The organism is Maribellus sp. YY47 (genome assembly GCF_023111095.1).
Taxonomy (GTDB): Bacteria; Bacteroidota; Bacteroidia; order Bacteroidales; family Prolixibacteraceae; genus Draconibacterium.
The window spans coordinates 278,973-298,728 of sequence record NZ_JALGYW010000001.1; the positions used below are offsets into that span (position 1 = coordinate 278,973).

Genomic DNA, 19,756 nt, shown 5'->3' on the forward strand with positions numbered 1-19,756 from the left:
TGGTCTGGGCAATGCAGTTGTTGATTTTGATGCTTCAGGAAGTACAGCCGGAACCAACGGCATGCCAATCGCCACTTATGGATGGGATTGGGACAACAACGGAAGTATCGATGAAACGACCGTAAGCGCCATGGCTTCGCACAGTTTTGCAGTAGGAACGCATACGGTAGACGTAACCGTAACCGATGAGTTTGGCTGCTACAACAGTACCACCACTCAGTTTACAGTTTACGACAATCCTGTAGCTGATCTGGATGCAGATCCTGAATGTGAGGTTGATGGCAGTGCCGAAATTGATTTTGATGCTTCGGGAAGTACCGCCGGAACCAACGGCATGCCAATCGCTACTTATGGATGGGATTGGGACAACAACGGAAGTATCGATGAAACCACTGTAATTGCAACGGCTTCACATATATTTAGCGTTGGAACACATACAATAGGGTTAACTGTGACCGATGAGTTTGGCTGCTACAACAGTACCACCATTCAGATTACGGTTTACGAAGAACCGGATTGCGATATTACAGTAGATGCAAACTCTACAAATTATGACAATAACAATGGCGCTTTAACAATTACAATTACTACAACCAATGTAGATATTGTCAATCGTACGTATGAATGGTATCTGCCCGGGGCTGTTATTCCGGTAGGTTTACCAGCAGACGAAGATGCAATTACTCCCGGAATTCAGGTAACCGGCCTGAGTGACGGAGAATATTGTTTGGTTGTTAAAGAGGATCATGGCGGAGGAGTTATTTGTCAACATGAATGTTGTGCAACTATTGATTGGATTCCTCAGGCTCCGAGTTGCAGGGTAGTTCCACACGAACCTTTGTGTTTTGGAACCAATACCGGAAGCATGGATATTTATGTTAAGGGAATAGGTGATTTTATGATTCAACTGGATACGTTGGATGCATCAACTACACCTCCGACTTTGACTACGGTTTGGGGACCTCAACAGGTAGCAAAAGGTGGCTCAGGAGATGATTTTGAAACAATGGTAAATGTTCCTAATCTCTATGCCGGTGTATACCAGGCAACAATAGTTGACCTTGGAAATTCTTTGATAGCATCAAGAGAAACATATTGTGGAGACGAAATTCTTCAACCTGAAGAACTTACCTGTTCAACAGTTGGACACAATTCAAGTTGTGATGTAGCTGATGGATGGGCTGAGTTTACCGTCAGCGGAGGAACAGCTCCAATTTATGTCAGTGTTGATGGAGGTCCATTTGTTGATGTTACTACATTGACGTGGGATGTTGGAGGATATTATGTAATCAGCGGATTAAGCGGAAGCGATGCAGGTACTCTTCATACAATTAACGTTAAAGATGCTAACGAATGTCCTTCTGACTGTGATGTCATGATCTATTCAGACCAATGCGATGTTTGTAACACAGCATATGCGTATGGTGGAGATGATATCAGTAAAAGCTTCTTGACAGAATGTAATGAAGGAGGTATGTGGAGCAACTGGGGCTGGTCATTCGCGATTACCGAACCGGGTGAATATAAGTTCCCAATGTATGCCGGAGCACCAACCTGCGATCCGTCGCCGGTATGGGATAGCCATCTTGTAGACAGTGTTCTGGTAATATTTGACGGTACTCATATCACTGTTGACTACCTGGAACTGTACGATTATACTTTGGATCAAACTCACATCTGGGTAGCAACCGGATCAGAGTGGTTCCCGGATAAAATCGCACCAGGACAATGGGATTACGCTGAAGGAGATAATATTCCATTTACAGGAGGTTATATTGTTATTCACGCTGTTTACTGCGGAGATCCACTGCCGCCTGTGGTTGAAATAAAATCATCTTCAACACAAAATGTAACGCTGTCTCAAAGCAGTCTGAAGGTTTACCCGAATCCGTTCACCGAAAAAGTGACCTTCGAATTTGTTTCGGGAGTAGATGCTTATGGAGTCCTTGAAATTTACAACATTACAGGACAACGTGTGGCCAGAATTCTGGACCGCCAGGTACTGAGTGGAGAAATGAACAGGATCGAATATCAACCTACTAACGATGCAACGGGTATTTACCTGTATAAACTCGATCTGGATGGAAGAACCCAGATTGGAAGAATTATCTACAGGGAGTAGCTGGTAATGGCACCCTTATTTTTTATCAACTATAAAACTAAAGTGTTCTGCTTTAGGTTGAGGTAACAACTCAATGGGATTTAAAAGAGAGGCTGGCTGCTGAGTCAGCCTCTTTTATATAGTCACGGATGGGCCAGGAAGAAAAAATACCGAAAATTACTGTCGGGCTAAATTGTTATCTTTAGGCAGTTAAAATGTCAGTTTACTTCATGCAAACCAACAAACAACTCGAACTCGCCTGGAACTTTATTCAATACACGGGGCAAAATATTTTTCTGACCGGAAAGGCGGGAACCGGGAAGACTACTTTTCTGAAAAACTTAAAAAAGGAATCTCCGAAACGCATGATCGTGGTGGCGCCAACGGGTGTGGCGGCGATTAATGCCGGTGGTGTTACCATTCATTCTTTTTTCCAGTTGTCGTTTGGGCCACAGGTTGGCGAAACAAACGAACAGAATCGCCAAATGCGTTTCAACAAAGAAAAGATCAACATCATTCGAACCCTCGATTTGCTGGTAATTGATGAAATCAGTATGGTTCGTGCCGATGTGTTGGATGCGATCGACCGGGTGATGCGCCGGTTTAAAAATGGGCGCAAACCTTTTGGTGGTGCGCAGTTGCTGATGATTGGCGATTTGCAGCAGCTGGCTCCTGTGGTAAAGCGCGAGGAGTGGCAATTGCTTAGATCCGAATACGAAACCGCCTTTTTCTTTAGCAGTAAAGCGTTAAAACAAACATCGTATGTAAGTATCGAACTTACCCAGGTGTTCCGGCAGCAGGACGACCGTTTTATCTCGATCCTCAACAAAGTGCGCGACAATGTACTCGACGAAAAAGCCCAGACAGAGCTGAATGCCCGCTACAATCCTGATTTTGATCCGGGCGACGAAGAAGGTTACATTACGCTGTGTACCCACAATGTGCAGGCACAGCGCATGAATGAATCGAAACTGGAAAAGTTATCCTCGAAAGCCAGGGTTTTCAAAGCCACCGTAGAAGGAAATTTCCCGCAATATTCGTTTCCTACCGAGGCTGAGCTGCATTTGAAAAAAGGGGCTCAGGTTATGTTTGTGAAAAACGATCCCGATCTGGCGAAACGCTTTTTTAACGGTAAAATAGGCCAGATTACGGCCTTTGACGATACCAGTATTTTTGTGCAATGCCCGGGCGAAGATGAGGAAATTGAAGTGACCACTCTTTTGTGGGAGAATGTAAAATATACGATCGATAAAGAAACTTCGGAGATCAAAGAAGAGGTGGAAGGTTCGTTTAGCCAGGTACCTTTAAAACTCGCGTGGGCCATTACCATTCACAAAAGTCAGGGGCTTACTTTCGAGCGGGCCATTATCGATGCCGGGGCTTCGTTTGCACACGGGCAGGTATATGTGGCGCTTAGCCGTTGTAAAACGCTGGAAGGCATGGTATTGAAAACACCACTCTCAAAAAACAGTATTATTACCGACCAAACCGTCGACAGTTTTATACAGCAGGTAGAGGAAAACCAGCCGGGAGAAACAGAATTGAGTCTGGCCAAACAGGCTTTTCAGCGCGAACAGCTTCTGGAGCTTTTTCGATTTTACCGCGCTGTTTATCTTGTCAATTCAATCGGTAAAATTATGGATGAAAACCCGGGAAGTTTTACCGACCTCATAACGGCACACTACCGAAAAATCAGGGACGGTCTCAAAAACGATCTGGATGAGGTGGGGGAGAAATTTCAGGTGCAAATTAATAAGCTGTTGAAACAGGAACCGGATGTGGAGAATAATCCGCAGCTTACGGAACGGATAAAGCAGGCGGCCACTTATTTTTCGGAGAAGGTGCAGGAAATTTTGGTTGATAGATTGGAGCAGGTTGACTGGGACATTGATAACCGCGAGGTGAAAAAACAAATCAAACAGCGGATAAGCGACCTGGCGGACGAAGCAAAAACCAAACTGGCGGCTTACGAAATTTGTAGTAAAGGTTTTTCGGTGAAGGAAGTTATGGAGGCGCGTGCCAAGGCAATGATCGACAGCGGCGAAACAAAGCCTAAAAAGCAAAAAGCCCGCGAAATTGAAAACTACGCCAATATTCCTCACCCCGAATTGTACAATCTGCTACGGTCGTGGCGAAACGAGAAGGCAATCGAACAGTCGATTCCTGCCTATATGATTTTTGCACAAAAAGCGCTGGTTGAGCTGGTCACCTATTTGCCCGTGAATCTATCCGAACTTCAGAAAATTAATGGATTGGGTAAACGCAAGATCGATCGTTACGGAAAAGACATTGCCGCTTTAATCCGCGAGTATTGCGAAGAACATGAAATTGATAAGGGAGAAATTCCGCTGAAAGATGAGCCAAAGAAAAAGAAGGAGCCAAAGCCGGATACAAAAAAAGTAAGTCTGAAAATGTTCCTTTCGGGAAAAACGGTTACTGAAATTGCGAAAGAGCGCGGCTATACCGAAAACACGATAGAAGGGCATCTCGCTCATTTTGTAAGAACGGGCGAGTTGGACGTGTTTCAATTTCTCTCGAAAGAGAAGCTTGAAAAAATTGCGGCGTATTTCAAAAATACGAAGGAACGCAATTTGACACCTGCACGCGAAGCTCTAGGAAATGAATTCAGCTATGGCGATCTGCGGATAGGCTTGAGTTATCTGGAATCACGGAAAGATTAAGCACAAAGACACCAGGGGAAAGTGGATACTAGTACTTCTGTATCAAAAAGATTCCACTAATCAGTAGCAAAATCCCCGCAATACGACCGGCAGAAATCTGGTGAACGTTTAATCCGAAAAAGCCAAAGTGATCGATAACCGAAGCTGCGATTAGTTGCCCGGCAATGGAAGCTGCCAGTACCGTGCTCACTCCAATTTTGGGGATGAAAAAGATCACCGACGAAACAAAAATGGCACCCAGCATTCCGCCCGCCAGCAAATACCACGGCGCAGTTTTTACATGCCCCCAGTCAGGAATTTGGGTTCTGAAAACAAGGTTAAGGGCCAGCAAACAAATGAATCCAACCATAAAATTAACCAGCGCACCCTGGATCGGATGTTTTAAAAATGTGGTGAGCTGGGTATTGATGCTTCCCTGTATCGCAAGCAAAAAACCAATGAGTAAAACAAAGACGGTATAAAATGCTTTCATGACTTATGTTATTTGAATTGCAAGTATAAACATTTCAATTTGACCGGGGGTTTGTCGGGGTAAAATAATCTGATTTGTTAAAAGGAAACGACAAAATCAATTCAATAGAAAACTTACCGGGCGGATGATTATCTTTGCCGCCTCAAATTCAGAAAATAATTATGATTTCGATTGACGGATTGGCGGTTACATTTAGCGGAACAACTTTGTTTAAAGACATCAATTTTGTCGTGAACGATAAAGATCGTATTGCCTTGATGGGGAAAAACGGTGCCGGTAAATCAACTTTGCTGAAAATTATTGCTGGTGTTCAAACTCCCTCCGCAGGCAAGGTGTCGGCGCCCAAAGATGCTGTAATTGCTTACCTCCCGCAGCATTTGCTGGTGGATAACAGCCGTAGTTTATTCGACGAGGCTTCGCAGGCTTTTGCCGATGTGCTGAACATGCAGCAAAAACTGGAAGAGTTGAACCATGAGCTTACCGTCAGAACCGATTACGAATCGGATGAATACAGCAAAATTATTGAGGAAGTATCGGATTTAAGCGAGAAATTGTACAGCCAGGGTGAAATAAATTTTGATGCTGAAGTTGAAAAGATTTTGCTGGGACTGGGATTTTTGCGGGAAGATTTTCAGCGGCCCACTTCCGAATTTAGCGGGGGCTGGCGGATGCGAATCGAGCTCGCCAAAATTCTGCTGAAAAAGCCCGACCTTATTTTGCTTGATGAGCCTACCAACCACCTCGATATTGAATCGGTGCAGTGGCTCGAAGAATTCCTGGTGAACGAGGCCAGAGCGGTGATCGTTATTTCACACGACCGCGCCTTTGTCGATAACATTACTACCCGCACGATTGAAGTAACCATGGGGCGTATTTACGATTACAAGGTGAATTACACGCACTACCTGGAATTGCGGAAAGAACGCCGCGAACAGCAGCAAAAAGCATACGACGATCAGCAAAAAATGATTGCCGAAACCGAGCAGTTTATCGAGCGTTTCAAAGGAACGTATTCAAAAACACTGCAGGTGCAGTCGCGCGTAAAAATGTTGGAAAAACTGGAACTGGTGGAAGTGGACGAAATGGACACCTCGCACCTGAAACTTCGCTTTCCTCCGTCGCCGCGTTCGGGTAATTTCCCGGTAATTGCCGATCAGGTGGAAAAATCGTACGGCGATCATTTGGTGTTCTCCGGGGCAACTTTTACCATTCATCGCGGCGATAAAGTGGCGTTTGTCGGCAAGAACGGTGAAGGGAAAACCACACTGGTTAAAGCCATTATGGGCGAGCTGGAATACGGCGGAACCTTAAGTCTCGGACACAATTCGATGATCGGCTATTTTTCTCAAAACGAAGCTTCGTTGCTGGACGAAAAGCTAACCGTTTTTCAAACCATCGACGATGTGGCAAAAGGCGATATTCGTACCAGAATCAAAGATATTCTGGGGGCGTTTATGTTTGGCGGCGATAGCTGGGACAAACAGGTAAGTGTTCTTTCCGGAGGAGAACGTACGCGTCTGGCGATGATCAAATTGTTGCTGGAGCCGGTGAACCTGCTGATTCTCGATGAGCCTACCAATCACCTTGATATTCGCACCAAGGACATCCTGAAACAGGCGCTGATGGAATTCGACGGGACCTTGATTCTTGTGTCGCACGACCGCGATTTTCTGGATGGATTGGTGCATAAAGTGTATGAGTTCGGAAATAAACGCGTAAAAGAATACGAAGAAAGCATCCGTGAGTTTTTACAACGTAAAAAGATGGAGCACTTGCGGGAGTTGGAGGCAAAACGCTAGCGAGATATTTTTCGTTGTGTATTTGGTTAAAAAATCAAGTTCACGCGAAGAACGCCAAGGTGATCGCAAGAACGCAAATTGTTCTTGTGTGTAAGTTAATCCTTTGCGCACTCTGCGCTTCGTCATAACCTTTGCGTGAACCCGTTGTAAAAAGTAAGAGTACGTTATTTTTTGCGTTTGATGGTCCTGTTCGTTTGCAAGTTGTACTTCAATAACAAAGATTGTTTTTGATATTCACTATCTTTCGCGGTATGCGAAACGATTCTTTCAAATATTTGAAAAACCTGGGTTTTATTTTCCTGCTGCTTTGGGCGTGTTCCTCTCCCAAATCAGAAACGGAACAGATGGAGCAAATTTTAAAAGTGCAGGAATCTTCCATTCCGGCTAATGTCAGTCAGTTGTTGGTAGTAATTGCTGAACAGTCCGGAAATGCTCAGGTCAACCTATTTGCTCTTGAAAAAGCAGATGAAAAATGGGAGATTAAGTCCGGTCCTTTTGCTGCAGGAATTGGCCGAAATGGTTTTGCCGCAATGGGCGAGAAAATGGAAGGCGACGGAAAATCTCCATCGGGCATTTTTTATTTAGGACACTTGTTTACCTATGCTGATACCGTCGAAACAAAAATGCCTTTTACCCTTTCTACTGATGGCGACAAGTGGATTGACGATCCTGAATCGGAGGATTACAACAAACATGTGAGAGGCGAAACTACCGCAAAATCATACGAAAATCTGAAACTGAAAAGCAACTACTACAAATATTGTATGGTGATTGAATACAACACTGATCCGGTTGTAAAAGGCAAGGGGAGCGCCATCTTTTTTCATTTGCGGGAAAGCGATACCGAAACAACTTCGGGCTGTGTGGCGGTTTCGGAGAAGGATATGGTGCAGGTTCTGAAATGGCTCGATCCTGCTTGCCGTCCTATGATTGTAATGGGGGACAGGCAGACCTTATTAAATCTGCCTGTCCAATAATATTTAGATTTCCGGCGCGTTCGCCAGTAGATATTCTTCAGCTTTTACATTCCACAATCCTTTGGTTTCGGCTACCAGTTTGGCTAATTCAGCATAAAATGGATCGTTTTTGCCTAACTCAGCAAAATCAGAAATGGCAACCAGCGGAAGGTTTTTATGCGTGTAGATCAACTTCTTTCCACCCGGGATATTCGGAAGATTTAACGTTGTTTCGGCTACCGCATTTAATCCGCCAACGTGGGTGATCAATCCGGCAGGATCGAGTCCTTTGCTCATCACATCGAGCGCTTCCAGCATGTCGTCGTTGTTACCGCCTGAAGTTCCCACAATGTGCGTGTAGGCATAGTGAACGTTGTAGAAGTTCAGTTTGGCCGAGAATTCAGTATTCGACGGTCCCGCAAAAAAGTTCAGACAGCCGTCGTGGGCCAGAATAGCGTCACCTTGCTCAACTACCGGAGCTACCGGAGCAAAAACAAATACATCATTATAACCTTCGCCACCCGAAACATCTTTCAAAGCTTTCACCGGATCTTCCACATTTCCGGTATTCAGGTAAATCAACTCGATGCCTTTTTCTTTTGCCCATTCCACCGGGAAAATTTCAGATGCACGGTCCAAACGATCCTGTGCAATATCAGTTACTACCAACAACGATGGTTTGCGGTCTTCGCGGTTAATTACATAATTAATGGCTGCCAGTCCCATCGGACCTACACCCGCGAGGATGGCCATTTTCCCACCTTCCACAATTTCCATATCGTGAACATACGATCCCGGTGTAGTATGGTAGTTGGCATGCATCGCACCGATAACGCAACTCAGTGGTTCTGAAAGCGATGCCGGGTAAAATCCGGGGCCGTCGTAGGCCAGCAAACAATCCTGCTCCAGCACATCTTTCGGGATGATTACATAAGTGGCATCACCGCCAATATATTGGTAAGAATAACCCGGAGCACTCAGAATTCCCACCGGGCCGTCTTTGTAATAAATGGCCGGCTGGATCGAATATTTCTGACCGGGTTTGAATTTATCCTGCCATTTGGCGCCCACCTCCACGATTTCGCCTGAAAATTCGTGACCGATCATAATCGGTTTTTCTGCAATGTTATTAGGAACGCGCTTGTGGTCAGTTGCCTGTGTGGCAGCTTTGTAGCTCGACATGCAAATGCTGTCGCTCACCACTTTTGCCAGAATTTCGTCTTCTTTAATTTGCGGAAGATCAAACTCTTCCAAACGCAAATCTTTTTTGCCGTATAATCTAACTGCTTTTGTCTTCATATCTGTTTTTTATTTTATTCTTCAATTTTGAGTTTTAGAAACTCCATTAATTCGCTTGTTGTTGCTATAAAATCAGAACAACCTGCTTCTTTCATCGGTTCAAGCTTGCCATATCCCCAGGTAACGCCCAATGTTTGCATCCCGGCAGCTTTACCTGTTTTTATATCGACATAAGAATCGCCAACAAACAAAACTTCCTGATTTTCGACCTCAAAATTTTTTGCAATCAGCTTGGCTGCAAACGGATCCGGTTTTTTCGGAATATGATCTTGTTGACCGAATACCTGATCAGGAAGAAAATCTTTCATGTAATTTTCTACGATCGGCACAGTTTGGCTGTGTGGTTTATTCGTATTTACCGCAAAGGGGATTTTATGTTGTTTCAGGAAGGCAAGTACTTCATCGATTCCATCGTACAAATGGCTTTTAATCATCAAATGCGCGAGGTAATAATCTTTGTATTCCTGAATGAAATATTCCAGTTTTTCTGGATCACTTTTTATGTGATCGGGAAGCGCCCGCTCCACCAGTTTGGCAGCCCCGTTTCCAATCCACGAAACATACGATTCCGTGTCATGTGTTGGCAGATTGTTCTGCTCCAATACATGATTACAGGCATCTGCAATATCCACAATTGAATGGAGCAGCGTGCCGTCTAAATCGAATATGATCGCTTTTACGGGCATTACTAATTCAGCATAATTTGTCCGCCACTAACCGGAATGGCCTGTCCTGTTTCGTTTTCCTGATCGATGGCATAAAAAACTGCTTTTGCCACATCAACCGGAGAACAGCCTTTACCAAGCGGAACCTGCGCCAGGTAAAACGCTTTTACATCGTCAACGGTTTTTGCCCCCGGAACTTTTCCGGCATTCAGGTATTGTACAAACAATCCGTTTTCAGGATCACTCCAAAGCGGACCTTCGTAAAAGTTACCCGGGCAGATGGAATTCACTTTGATTCTATCGGGGGCCAACTCCAGGGCAAACGACTGGGTCAAACCAATTCCTCCAAATTTTCCACCCGCGTAAGCAAAGTTTTTCTTGCTTCCGGCCAAACCCGATTTTGAGTTAATTTGAATTACATCGGCATACAACGAAGCGTTGTATTTGTTCTGAAGTTTCATAATTGGTGTTGCCGCCTTCGTGCAATAGAAATAGGCGTTATAATTGATTTTTGTAACCAGGTCGAAATTCTCCGGTGTCATTTCTTCCAAACCTCCGGCGCGTAAAATACCGGCATTGCTTACAAATACATCCAGCCCTCCAAATTCGCAAACGGTTTGGTGCATCAGGTTCTTTAGCGATTCCTGATCAGCAACGTTGGTTTGAATGAACACAGCGTGGCTGCTGTTTTTTATTTCGTTGAACGATTCAACTGTAGCTTTACCAACCGTTTCGTTGAGGTCGGCCACTACGATGTTCGAACCGTTTTCTTTCATTACCCGGGCAATGCCTTCGCCAAATCCCTGAGCTGCACCGGTAACAATCGAAATTTTGTTTTCAACGCGTCCGGCAGCAGCTCCTGCCGAAACTTTACGGCGGTAGTTTTCAACTTCCCAGGTGTCGATAAAGTTGATTTGCTCTGGCGTCATAAAATGCTGACCGCCGAACGATTCCGACAGCCATGAAATCTTCATGGCATCTTCGAAAACCTCTTTTATGATATTCGACTGTGCTGCGTTGTCGCCAATCGAAAGCATTCCGATGCCCTTAATAAACACAACCTTTGGAGCAAATCCATAATCAGCAATAAAAGCTTCATATTTTGTTTTGAAGGCTGCGATTGTTGCTTCAGGAGAGGCAACTTCATCGATATAAATGTATTTCGATTTGCAATAAACAATCAGATCGGGAGTGAATGGATAATTCACTTTCTCGAAAGCTGCGGCACTTGCGTTGAATTTCTCTACTAGTACAGAGTTCGTCACTTTGATCGTTTTCAAACCTTGCTGCGAAACAATGGCGCGAATGGCCGGTACAACCTGCGTTACGTGTTCTGCCACCGGAAGTACCGTTTCGTCAACCGGAGTTGAAACCGCTTTTTCGATGTTGGCAATAATCCCGTCGTAAATTTCAGTGATCTCCTGAACGGTGTCGGCGCTTACAAAAATGCCATGGTTCTGGAGTAAAATAACTTTCGGATCGTATCCCTTTTCTGTCCTGAACGCTATGATTTTGGTTTCAACTGCTTTAAATAAAATGTAACCGGGGTCAATATAAGGAATGTAAATTGCTTCGTCGCCAAACACCGGTTTTACCAACTCTTCTGCCTTGTTGCTGCACATAATCCCGTTAACGGCGGTCGGGTGCAGGTGAACCACAAATTTGTAGTTGATGGCGTTGTGAAACGAGGTTTCCACCGACGGGCGTTTATCTTTTGTTATTGTCGCGTCCGCTAAATCATCTTTAATCTGACTTTCGCGCTTAAAAGGATCGGAGCTGTATTCATTTTCCGAAATTTTAGCCAGCTTGCTGCGGTCCATCACGGCAAAACCTTCTTCGCCTATAGTCGACAAGGCAAATCCGCTGGCTTTAATCCAAAGCTGATCGTCGGTTTTAAACGAAGTGTTTCCTCCGCCTGCAATCACATATTCTTTTTTACTTCCGTAGCTGCGCGAAACTTCAATTAGATCTTTAATTCCCTGGTTCATGGTTGTTATTTCTTTGTGGTTCTCTGTGTCTTCTTTGTGTCCTGTGTGGTAAAAATTTGAATAAACCACCGAGATCACAGAGTCTCACACAGAGCTTGAATTACATACTTAGAAATTTTGCAATTACTGCTTTTCCTAATTCAACAAAGGCGGCTTTTTCGTCGGTTTTGGCAATTTGTCCTTTTAAATACCCTTCTTTTCCGTTGGCGATCAAATACTGGTGAGCCGCAACAACAGCAGTGCCTTCGTAATTGATTTGCTTGAGCTCTTCATCCAAATCGATGCCACCGCCACAACTTAGTTTGATCGGATCGAGTTGCGGGGTATTGTGCTCACTTCCGAAAGTAATCACAAAGCCGTTTTGGTGAAAAAACAGTACAAAGTTCTTGAAAATTTGGAAGTTATTTCTCCCCGGAATCAACTCAATGCTAAATACATTTTTGCTCTTTAGCTCGGCCAGCAATTTTTCTTTGTCGGCTTCGTAATCGGTGAAATTAGCGTTGCCAAAATCGAGTAAAACCGGATAACATGGAATTCCACCTGCATCAATGATCAGTTCTTTTACTTCTTCCAGCGAAAGAAAGGCTTTCGGATCTTCGGGAACAAAGGCTGCACCACCGGCCTTTAACAAATTATTGCGGATCTCGTTTTCCAGTCCTGCCACATCATCGATGGCTGATTTTACATCTTTCCCTCCAAAAATGGCGTTGAAAAGCTGAGCGCGACCCAGATCGGTTTCGGCTTTTTCAAAAACCGCAATCCGGATAGCCTGAGCAATGTGGCGTTCGCGAAACAGGTTTTTAGCCAGGCGGCTTTGCAGTTCGTCAGCATCGAATTGAAGATCGATATCGTTTTCGGCCAGGAAAGCATTTAGTTTTTCCACCATTTCGTAAGTCTGGCGGTTGCTTTCAGTTTGCAGGTTACTGATTTTTTGAAACGAAGCCTCACTCATTTTCGCGGGCTGACAAAGTCCTTTCCCGCTAAAGTAAGTCCGTCCGGGATTGCTGGGGTCGTTCACCCGTACGCCGGCTTCCTGCAGATCTTTCTGCAGCGCCATAAACTCAATGTTGAACAGCGGGAAAATTTTATGTTTTTGAGCCATTTCCGCAAATTCGTTGTACCCATCCGTTGTATAAAAGTCGTTGATGCCCAAAACAGAAACCGCTTCTGATTTTGCCATCTCAAAAGGTTGTTCAATGTTTGAAAAGGCGCTAAACGAATGCGGAGTGTGAATGTGCCCGTTAATGTTGGGCACCACGTTTTGAGGTTGAGTTTTGTACCACTTCAGCAAGTCGTCGGGACCGGGAAAGGTGGTAAATATGCTTTTTGTTGCTATCATAAAATGCTGATCTGAATTTTGCTGCAAAGAAATACAACTGCAATAATTCATGTGTCCTTTAGTATCCTGTTTTTAAAAGAATTCCGATTCCGGAAACTTTCCACGTTGTTTTCTGTTGTTCAAGCGTAAATTAACAGAGTTTATATGAGCAGATTTATAATCATGTTGTCGGCTGTTTTACTGGCCCTGGCAGTTGTATTGGGCGCTTTTGGTGCACACGCTTTAAAAACGCATCTTTCTTCCGAAATGTTACAAACGTGGGAAACGGGGGTGAAATATCATTTTTACCATGCTCTGGGGTTGTTACTGATTGGCGTTTTGGCTTTTTTTATGCCTTCGATTTATCTGAAGTGGTCGGCCATTTTAATTTTTGCCGGTATTGTTTTGTTTTCGGGCAGTTTGTATGTTTTATCCCTGTCGGGCATTAAAATTTTAGGTGCAATTACGCCGCTTGGTGGATTAAGTTTTATTGCCGGATGGATTTTATTAATACTGGCAGCCTGGAAAAAATTCCCGGTTTAGTTTTTTGTTAATGTTTCGTAAATGAATTGTTAGAGTTTCTAAAAGCTCCCGGCAGAAGTCGCCTGAATCTTATTTTTCACTACTATTGCGTGAAATTGACCCGATAATTATTTTTATGAAAGTATTTTTTTTGCTGTTGATCGTTTCTTTTGTTGTTGTTTTTCAGAGTAATGCACAATATGTAAATACCGATGAACTGGTGATTGTACCCGGAAAGGAAGAACCTGTTTCTTTGGCGGAGTACGGTAAAATTCAAAAGCAGCAGAACGAACAATATCAAAGCTTTTTGGCTGGTTTTCTTGTTCCCGGTAACGGAGGGAAAGTGATCAGTGATTTTGGCCCCCGCTCAGGAAGAATGCACTATGGCACCGATATCAAAATGGAACGTGGCGATACCGTTTTTGCGGTTAACGACGGAAGTATTACGCGTGCGGGCTGGGGAAGCGGTTTCGGAAATATTATGATTATACAACACGCGAATAACATCGAAACATATTATGCTCATCTTTCCAAGTTTTTAATGAAAGAAGGAGAATATGTGAAAAAAGGTGAGGCGATTGCTCTGGCCGGTAGCACGGGGCGTGCGCGTGGCTCTCATTTGCATTTCGAGATTCGCGAAGAAGGTCGTGCCTTTGACCCGGAACTGGTGTTTGATTTTGGTCGGCAGGAAATCAGGGAAGATGCCCTTAATTTCGAAAACCTGGTAGCTTTGCACCGCACCTTAAAACCCAAAGGATATTCCAATAACGCGGCCATCCCCGAATATTACAAAGTACGGTCGGGTGATTCGCTTTGGGTGATCTCGCGTAAATTTAAAACTCCGATTAAAGATCTTTGCCGGCTGAATAACATTACCGAAAACTCGGTATTGCAGATCGGACAACCCCTGAAAATGTATTAAAATCATCGTCGAGGTTTAGGCTGTCAATTAATGGATTTAGTTGATATTCCTGGAATAATTCTAAAATATCCCCAGCTCAGGGAAAAACCATTACTCCGGTGTTTTTTTGAAAATGTCGTTTATATTTATCATCTGAAATGGACCTTGCAGTAGTACATGAGATCTGAAAATCAGGATGGAAGAACAGGTGCTGTTGTTGGGCTGTAATGAGCCTTTTTACCGGTTTGATGCAAAAGGGAGATAGTTGATAGTTTAATTTATAGCTTGGTGTCACTTTAAACTCCAAATTATGTTTGACCTCAGATATTTATTTACAGTTTCTTTCTTGTTTTTATTGGTTTTTGCAAAAGCGCAAGCTCCTGCTGATGAAAATAGTTTTGCAATTAACGGATGGACAAGTTTTTCAAAAGATGATAATCATTTTGGTGTGATAGAATTGGCGCATGAATGGAAACCAATTCCTTATCTCGGATTTGACTTGGGAGGTGGCTTTGGATGGTTGGGCGGTAATGATCTGCAAACAACTTCAGTTGCTTCCGGAAGTAACTTGAAATTGTATTCGCGGGAAATAAATGGGAGTTTTCAATTGGCAAGGGCAAAAATCACTGCTTATTTGCCCCTTTGGCGCGATGATGATTATGTTACCCGCATCCAGGGTTTTGTTGCTGTTAAAGGTGGGCTTGTAAGCGCTATTTCTACAGTTGGGAAACTGGAGTTCTTCGAAACGAATCAGGCCGTAGAAGCATCGTCAGAAAATAAAGGGCATTTTTTTCATGGTTTTGAGTTCGGGGTATGGGGAAACTTTTCGAATCATTGGGCTATGAAATTATATCTTGGTAACAGCAATATTCCATTTGGCGATGCTGTTAAGGAGTTGAATGCCGAAGTCGGTAATTTTCCGATTCATTTTGACAGCAGTATTACAAATGCTTATGTCGGATTTAGTCTGATTTATACATACCGTCTAAGAAGAAAGACGCAGTTGTAACTATAGTTTGAACTTCTGGATAAGTCAAATAGAAAATCCGGTCTCCTCTGAAACCGGATTTAATTCTAATAAAAACCAAAACTTGGATGCTTTCGACTTGCTAGAGCATCCCAACTATGAAATTAAATACCTCTGGCATTCCTGTCCAATTGTTCTGCCTCGGTAAAATCATTCATACATACATGTCCTTTTAAGGGGACAATTCTTTCGTGAATGGCATCGATGATCCATTCGGGTTGCGGGAAGAAATAGTCTTCCAGTTCGTGTGCAGGAGTGATCCAGTTACGTGAACCCACCACTACCGGTGGTGCATCAAGGTAATCGAAGGCCAGCTCGGTAATGTTCGATGCCAGGTCGCGCAGGAACGATCCGCGTGCCGATGCATCGCCCGAAATAACGATCCTTCCGGTTTTCTTGATGGATTCAATCACTGGTTCGTAATTAAAAGGAACCAGCGAACGGGCGTCAATCACTTCTGCCGATACTCCGTATTTTTCTTCCAATGTTTTTGCGGCATCCAGGGCACGGTATAAAGTGGCTCCGATGGTCAGAATAGTAACATCGCTACCTTCTTTTTTGACATCAGGTTCACCCATGGCAATTTCGTAATATTCAGCCGGAACACCTTCTTTATGGAACTGCTCGCCAATATCGTACAGGCGCTGACTTTCAAAGAAAATTACCGGGTCTGTTCCCTGAAGGGCGGTGTTCATCAGACCTTTGGCATCGTAAGGAGTTACCGGGAAAACTACTTTTAATCCCGGGATGTGAGCAGCCAGTGCTGTCCAGTCCTGCGAGTGCTGAGCGCCATATTTTGATCCTACAGACACGCGGATTACCACCGGCATTTTTAGTACGTTACCACTCATGGCCTGCCATTTTGGAAGCTGGTTGAAAACTTCGTCACCGGCACGGCCCAGGAAGTCGCAGTACATGATTTCCGGAATAACGCGGCCTCCGCACATGGCATAACCAATGGCAGTTCCAACGATAGATGCTTCCGAAATAGGTGAGTTAAACAAGCGGTGGTAAGGCAGAGCTTCGGTTAATCCGCGATACACGGCGAACGCGCCACCCCAGTCGCGGTTTTCTTCTCCGTAAGCAATTAAAGTCGGGTCTTTGTAGAAGCGGTCAACAATAGCTTCAAATATACCATCGCGTAATCCGTAGGTTTTTATTTTTGAATGAGGTTTACCGTTTTCATCAAACATAAAACGCTCTTTTTTTGCCAGTTGCTGAACGCGTGGATTTTCTTCCATAGGATGGTTCACTTCCACAGGGCGGTCTTCCATTTTATCCACCGACTGATTGCTGAACATCATTTCGCCGATCAGGTTCGGGTATTTTTTCATGTTCATATGAGGAGAAACTTCATCATCGATGGCTAGTTTCAGCGCATAAGTAATCAACTCGGTAGTTTCAGCTTTGATGGCTTCCAGTTGTTCTTCGGATGCAACGCCTGCTTTTACCAGCTCTTTCCCAAACCACATAATCGAATCCTGGGCTTCCCATGCTTCCACTTCTTCTTTTGATCTGTACGATGAGGCATCGGAAGGCGAGTGGCCGCTGTAGCGGTAAGTCAGCACGTCGAGCAACACCGGACCGCGTTTTTCTTCCAGGATCTTTTTCTTGCGTTTGTAGGCGTCGATCACTGCCAGCGGGTTGTAACCATCCACACGCTCAGCATGCATTTGGTCCTGGTTCAATCCGGCGCCAATTCGGGCTGCAATGTTGTATCCCATGGTTTCACCACAGGTTTGTCCGCCCATTCCGTACTGGTTGTTCATGATGTTGATGATCAGCGGAAGCCCACCTTTCATATCGCCTTCCCACAGTTCGGTAAACTGATCCATGGTAGCAAAAGCGAGGCCTTCCCAGACGGGACCGCAAGCCATTGAAGCATCACCGATGTTAGCAACTACGATACCCGGTTTGCGGTTTACTTTTTTGTAAAGCGCCGCACCCACAGAAATGTCGCCCGAACCTCCAACGATGGCGTTGTTGGGATAAACGCCAAAGGGCGTAAAGAATGCGTGCATCGAACCGCCGAGTCCTCTGTTGAAGCCGGTTTCGCGTGCAAAAACTTCAGCCAGCGTTCCGTAAATCAGGAATTTAATGGCCAATTCTTTGGTGGTTCCTGTATGGCCGGCTTTTACCGGGGCAGCAGTAATTCCATCAAAATGCGAGTCCATGATTTTTTCCAGTTGCTCGTCGCTGAGTTTGGAAATGGCAGAAAGGCCTTTGGCAAGAATTTCGCCATGGCTGCGGTGAGACCCGAAAATGAAATCTTCCACTCCCAGCGTGTAAGCCATACCAACTGCCGCAGCTTCCTGGCCGATGGAAAGGTGCGCAGGGCCAGGGTGGTTGTAAGGAACTTCGTTGTATTCCCCCCGTGTTTTAATCAGGTTTAGCATGGTTTCAAATTCGCGGATAACCACCATATCGTGGAAAATGCGAATCAGGTCGTCGTTCGAGAAATTTTCTTTCTCTTCTTCAACAGTTTTGTTGTACTGGTTTACCGGGATTGGTTTGAATTCAATCTGACCGGCTTTACGTACTTCATCCGGATTTATATATTGTACTTTTGGCATTTTTTCTGATTTAAATGTTTTTCAAAATTCTAACAGATAGTTCGGCGTTTAAAGTTCAGTGTTCAGAGTAAAGCACTTTAAACTTTGAACCCTGAACTCTAAACTTGTAAATTCTCGATTTGATTTTTGATTTCAGCTAGGAAAAGTGTAGCCTCTCCGCCGTCGAGTGCCTGGTGGTCGTATGTCAGCGAGAGTCCCATCATCGGAACAAAGCCGTAAACACCTTCTTCCAGCTCTTTTGGGCGAGGTACAATGGTGCAGACTCCCAAAATGGCTGTTTGTGGCAGGTTGATAACCGGCGTAAACATTTCAACTCCGTAATTTCCGAGGTTCGAAACGGTGAATGTTGCAGCGGCAGGGCTAAGTAAATCAGGGTTTACATTTCCGGCACGGGCTGCAGTTGACAGTTGTTTTAACTGGCTTGAAAGACCGGTTATGGAAAGATCATCGGCATTTTTTAACGCAGGGACCATCAAGCCACGCTCTGTGTCAACGGCTAATCCAAGGTGAACTTTTTTAAACCATTTCATTTTATCGCCCAGGAAATGTGTATTTGCCTGCGGGTATTTTTCCAAAGCACGGATAACCGCGTAGCAAACCAGGTCGTTGATCGTAACGTTTTGTTTAATTTCGCCGGCTTCGAGCTGAGCTTTGAATTTCTTGCGCAGTTTCATTAACTGACGGGCATCGGCACTCATGTGGTGGGTAAGCTGTGCCGAGTTCTGCAGCGACTGATGCATTGCATTGGCGATGAGTTTACGGATATTCGGGATGGATTTTACTTCAAAATCATCGCCGGACTCGATAACGGCAGCTGGTGCAGGTTTGCTTACCGGAACTGCTTTTGGAGCCGGTTTTTCAACAACAGTTTTTGCAGCAGCAGGTTTTTGAGCAGCTTCTTCTACGTCGCGGGCAATAATTCTTCCGTGCGGGCCGGTACCTTTGAGTGTTTGGATCTCAACACCCATTTTTTCGGCCATGTTTCGGGCCAGCGGCGAAATCCTTAGTCGTGCTCCCGACTGTTCTTCTTCCACTTCAAATTCGAAAACTTTGGGAGCTTCTTCTGCAGGCGTTTCAGGAGTGTTTTCTTCGTCGCCTGCTGATGCGCCGGGTTTGAATTCATCGATAGATTCTCCCTTTTTGCCGATTACCGCCACATTGGTCAATACAGGGATTTCATCTCCCTCTTCAAAGAACCTGGCCAGTAAGGTGCCGGCTTCTTTGGCTTCTTCTTCAAACGAGGCTTTGTCGGTTTCGTAGGAGAACAGAATGTCGCCTTCGTTGACGTCTTCTCCTACTTCTTTATACCATTGTCCAAGGATGCATGATTCAACTGATTGTCCTTGTCTTGGCATCATTACGGGTGTTGCCATATTTGTTAGTTTTATTAATTATGCTACTTGTAAATACAAATATTGTTAGCTTGTATTTTTAAATATCAGAAAATCAAAGAA

The 19,756-nt window shown here is 44.4% G+C and carries 14 protein-coding genes; 7 read left to right on the forward strand and 7 right to left on the reverse strand.

Annotated features, from left to right (window positions below):
* Together MR764_RS01230 and MR764_RS20185 are read left to right on the forward strand one after the other, a co-directional pair.
* Positions 1-2,122: PKD domain-containing protein (locus MR764_RS01230; RefSeq protein ID WP_247977562.1), on the forward strand; the 2,122-nt coding region annotated here is incomplete at its 5' end.
* Between the two features lie 209 nt (positions 2,123-2,331).
* Positions 2,332-4,782 (forward strand): helix-turn-helix domain-containing protein, encoded by a 2,451-nt coding sequence (locus tag MR764_RS20185; RefSeq protein ID WP_282189090.1) that lies wholly within the window; start codon positions 2,332-2,334, stop codon positions 4,780-4,782.
* Between the two features lie 28 nt (positions 4,783-4,810).
* On the opposite strand, the gene MR764_RS01250 is transcribed toward MR764_RS20185, so the two are convergent.
* On the reverse strand, positions 4,811-5,254 hold the full coding sequence (locus MR764_RS01250) for a DMT family transporter (RefSeq protein ID WP_247977563.1): 444 nt from the start codon (positions 5,252-5,254) through the stop codon (positions 4,811-4,813).
* 161 nt (positions 5,255-5,415) lie between these two features.
* On the opposite strand from MR764_RS01250, the gene MR764_RS01255 reads away from it, so the two are divergent.
* On the forward strand, positions 5,416-7,053 hold the full coding sequence (locus MR764_RS01255; RefSeq protein ID WP_247977564.1) for an ABC-F family ATP-binding cassette domain-containing protein: 1,638 nt from the start codon (positions 5,416-5,418) through the stop codon (positions 7,051-7,053).
* 344 nt (positions 7,054-7,397) lie between these two features.
* Positions 7,398-8,030, forward strand: a complete 633-nt coding sequence (locus tag MR764_RS01260) for a L,D-transpeptidase family protein (protein WP_247977565.1) — start codon at positions 7,398-7,400, stop codon at positions 8,028-8,030.
* A 3-nt stretch (positions 8,031-8,033) separates the two neighbouring features.
* Here MR764_RS01260 and MR764_RS01265 read toward each other — a convergent pair whose 3' ends face one another.
* The 4 genes from MR764_RS01265 to MR764_RS01280 all read right to left on the reverse strand — a co-directional run bounded on the left by MR764_RS01265 (position 8,034) and on the right by MR764_RS01280 (position 13,300).
* Positions 8,034-9,308 (reverse strand): zinc-binding dehydrogenase, encoded by a 1,275-nt coding sequence (locus MR764_RS01265; protein WP_247977566.1) that lies wholly within the window; start codon positions 9,306-9,308, stop codon positions 8,034-8,036.
* A 14-nt stretch (positions 9,309-9,322) separates the two neighbouring features.
* Positions 9,323-9,994, reverse strand: a complete 672-nt coding sequence (locus tag MR764_RS01270) for an HAD-IA family hydrolase (RefSeq protein WP_247977567.1) — start codon at positions 9,992-9,994, stop codon at positions 9,323-9,325.
* A gap of 2 nt (positions 9,995-9,996) precedes the next feature.
* Positions 9,997-11,961 (reverse strand): SDR family NAD(P)-dependent oxidoreductase, encoded by a 1,965-nt coding sequence (locus MR764_RS01275; RefSeq protein WP_247977568.1) that lies wholly within the window; start codon positions 11,959-11,961, stop codon positions 9,997-9,999.
* Between the two features lie 100 nt (positions 11,962-12,061).
* Entirely contained in the window at positions 12,062-13,300 is a 1,239-nt protein-coding gene (locus tag MR764_RS01280) for a hypothetical protein (RefSeq protein ID WP_247977569.1), read from the reverse strand.
* 144 nt (positions 13,301-13,444) lie between these two features.
* Between MR764_RS01280 and MR764_RS01285 the strand changes: the two genes are divergently transcribed.
* The 3 genes from MR764_RS01285 to MR764_RS01295 all read left to right on the forward strand — a co-directional run bounded on the left by MR764_RS01285 (position 13,445) and on the right by MR764_RS01295 (position 15,711).
* The gene (locus tag MR764_RS01285) at positions 13,445-13,822 is read left to right on the forward strand and encodes a DUF423 domain-containing protein (RefSeq protein ID WP_247977570.1); all 378 of its coding nucleotides are present in this window, start codon (positions 13,445-13,447) and stop codon (positions 13,820-13,822) included.
* 115 nt (positions 13,823-13,937) lie between these two features.
* On the forward strand, positions 13,938-14,723 hold the full coding sequence (locus MR764_RS01290; RefSeq protein WP_247977571.1) for a M23 family metallopeptidase: 786 nt from the start codon (positions 13,938-13,940) through the stop codon (positions 14,721-14,723).
* A 289-nt stretch (positions 14,724-15,012) separates the two neighbouring features.
* A complete protein-coding gene (locus MR764_RS01295; RefSeq protein ID WP_247977572.1) occupies positions 15,013-15,711 on the forward strand; it encodes a hypothetical protein in 699 nt (232 codons plus the stop codon).
* Positions 15,712-15,833: 122 nt separating this feature from the next.
* On the opposite strand, the gene MR764_RS01300 is transcribed toward MR764_RS01295, so the two are convergent.
* Complete coding sequence (locus MR764_RS01300; RefSeq protein WP_247977573.1) at positions 15,834-18,302, reverse strand: alpha-ketoacid dehydrogenase subunit alpha/beta; 2,469 nt, start codon at positions 18,300-18,302, stop codon at positions 15,834-15,836.
* 98 nt (positions 18,303-18,400) lie between these two features.
* Positions 18,401-19,675 carry a dihydrolipoamide acetyltransferase family protein gene (locus tag MR764_RS01305; RefSeq protein WP_247977574.1) on the reverse strand — a complete coding sequence of 425 codons (1,275 nt, stop codon included), beginning with the start codon at positions 19,673-19,675 and terminating at the stop codon, positions 18,401-18,403.
* Positions 19,676-19,756 lie beyond the last annotated feature (81 nt).

Bases quoted from the DNA above. Each gene is read 5' to 3' on its own strand.
- MR764_RS01280 (WP_247977569.1), bottom strand. From the start codon at position 13,300: ATGATAGCAACAAAAAGCATATTTACCACCTTTCCCGGTCCCGACGAC.
- MR764_RS01250 (WP_247977563.1), bottom strand. From the start codon at position 5,254: ATGAAAGCATTTTATACCGTCTTTGTTTTACTCATTGGTTTTTTGCTT.
- MR764_RS01290 (WP_247977571.1), top strand. From the start codon at position 13,938: ATGAAAGTATTTTTTTTGCTGTTGATCGTTTCTTTTGTTGTTGTTTTT.
- MR764_RS01270 (WP_247977567.1), bottom strand. From the start codon at position 9,994: ATGCCCGTAAAAGCGATCATATTCGATTTAGACGGCACGCTGCTCCAT.
- MR764_RS01285 (WP_247977570.1), top strand. From the start codon at position 13,445: ATGAGCAGATTTATAATCATGTTGTCGGCTGTTTTACTGGCCCTGGCA.
- MR764_RS01300 (WP_247977573.1), bottom strand. From the start codon at position 18,302: ATGCCAAAAGTACAATATATAAATCCGGATGAAGTACGTAAAGCCGGT.
- MR764_RS01275 (WP_247977568.1), bottom strand. From the start codon at position 11,961: ATGAACCAGGGAATTAAAGATCTAATTGAAGTTTCGCGCAGCTACGGA.
- MR764_RS01255 (WP_247977564.1), top strand. From the start codon at position 5,416: ATGATTTCGATTGACGGATTGGCGGTTACATTTAGCGGAACAACTTTG.
- MR764_RS20185 (WP_282189090.1), top strand. From the start codon at position 2,332: ATGCAAACCAACAAACAACTCGAACTCGCCTGGAACTTTATTCAATAC.
- MR764_RS01295 (WP_247977572.1), top strand. From the start codon at position 15,013: ATGTTTGACCTCAGATATTTATTTACAGTTTCTTTCTTGTTTTTATTG.
- MR764_RS01305 (WP_247977574.1), bottom strand. From the start codon at position 19,675: ATGGCAACACCCGTAATGATGCCAAGACAAGGACAATCAGTTGAATCA.
- MR764_RS01260 (WP_247977565.1), top strand. From the start codon at position 7,398: ATGGAGCAAATTTTAAAAGTGCAGGAATCTTCCATTCCGGCTAATGTC.
- MR764_RS01265 (WP_247977566.1), bottom strand. From the start codon at position 9,308: ATGAAGACAAAAGCAGTTAGATTATACGGCAAAAAAGATTTGCGTTTG.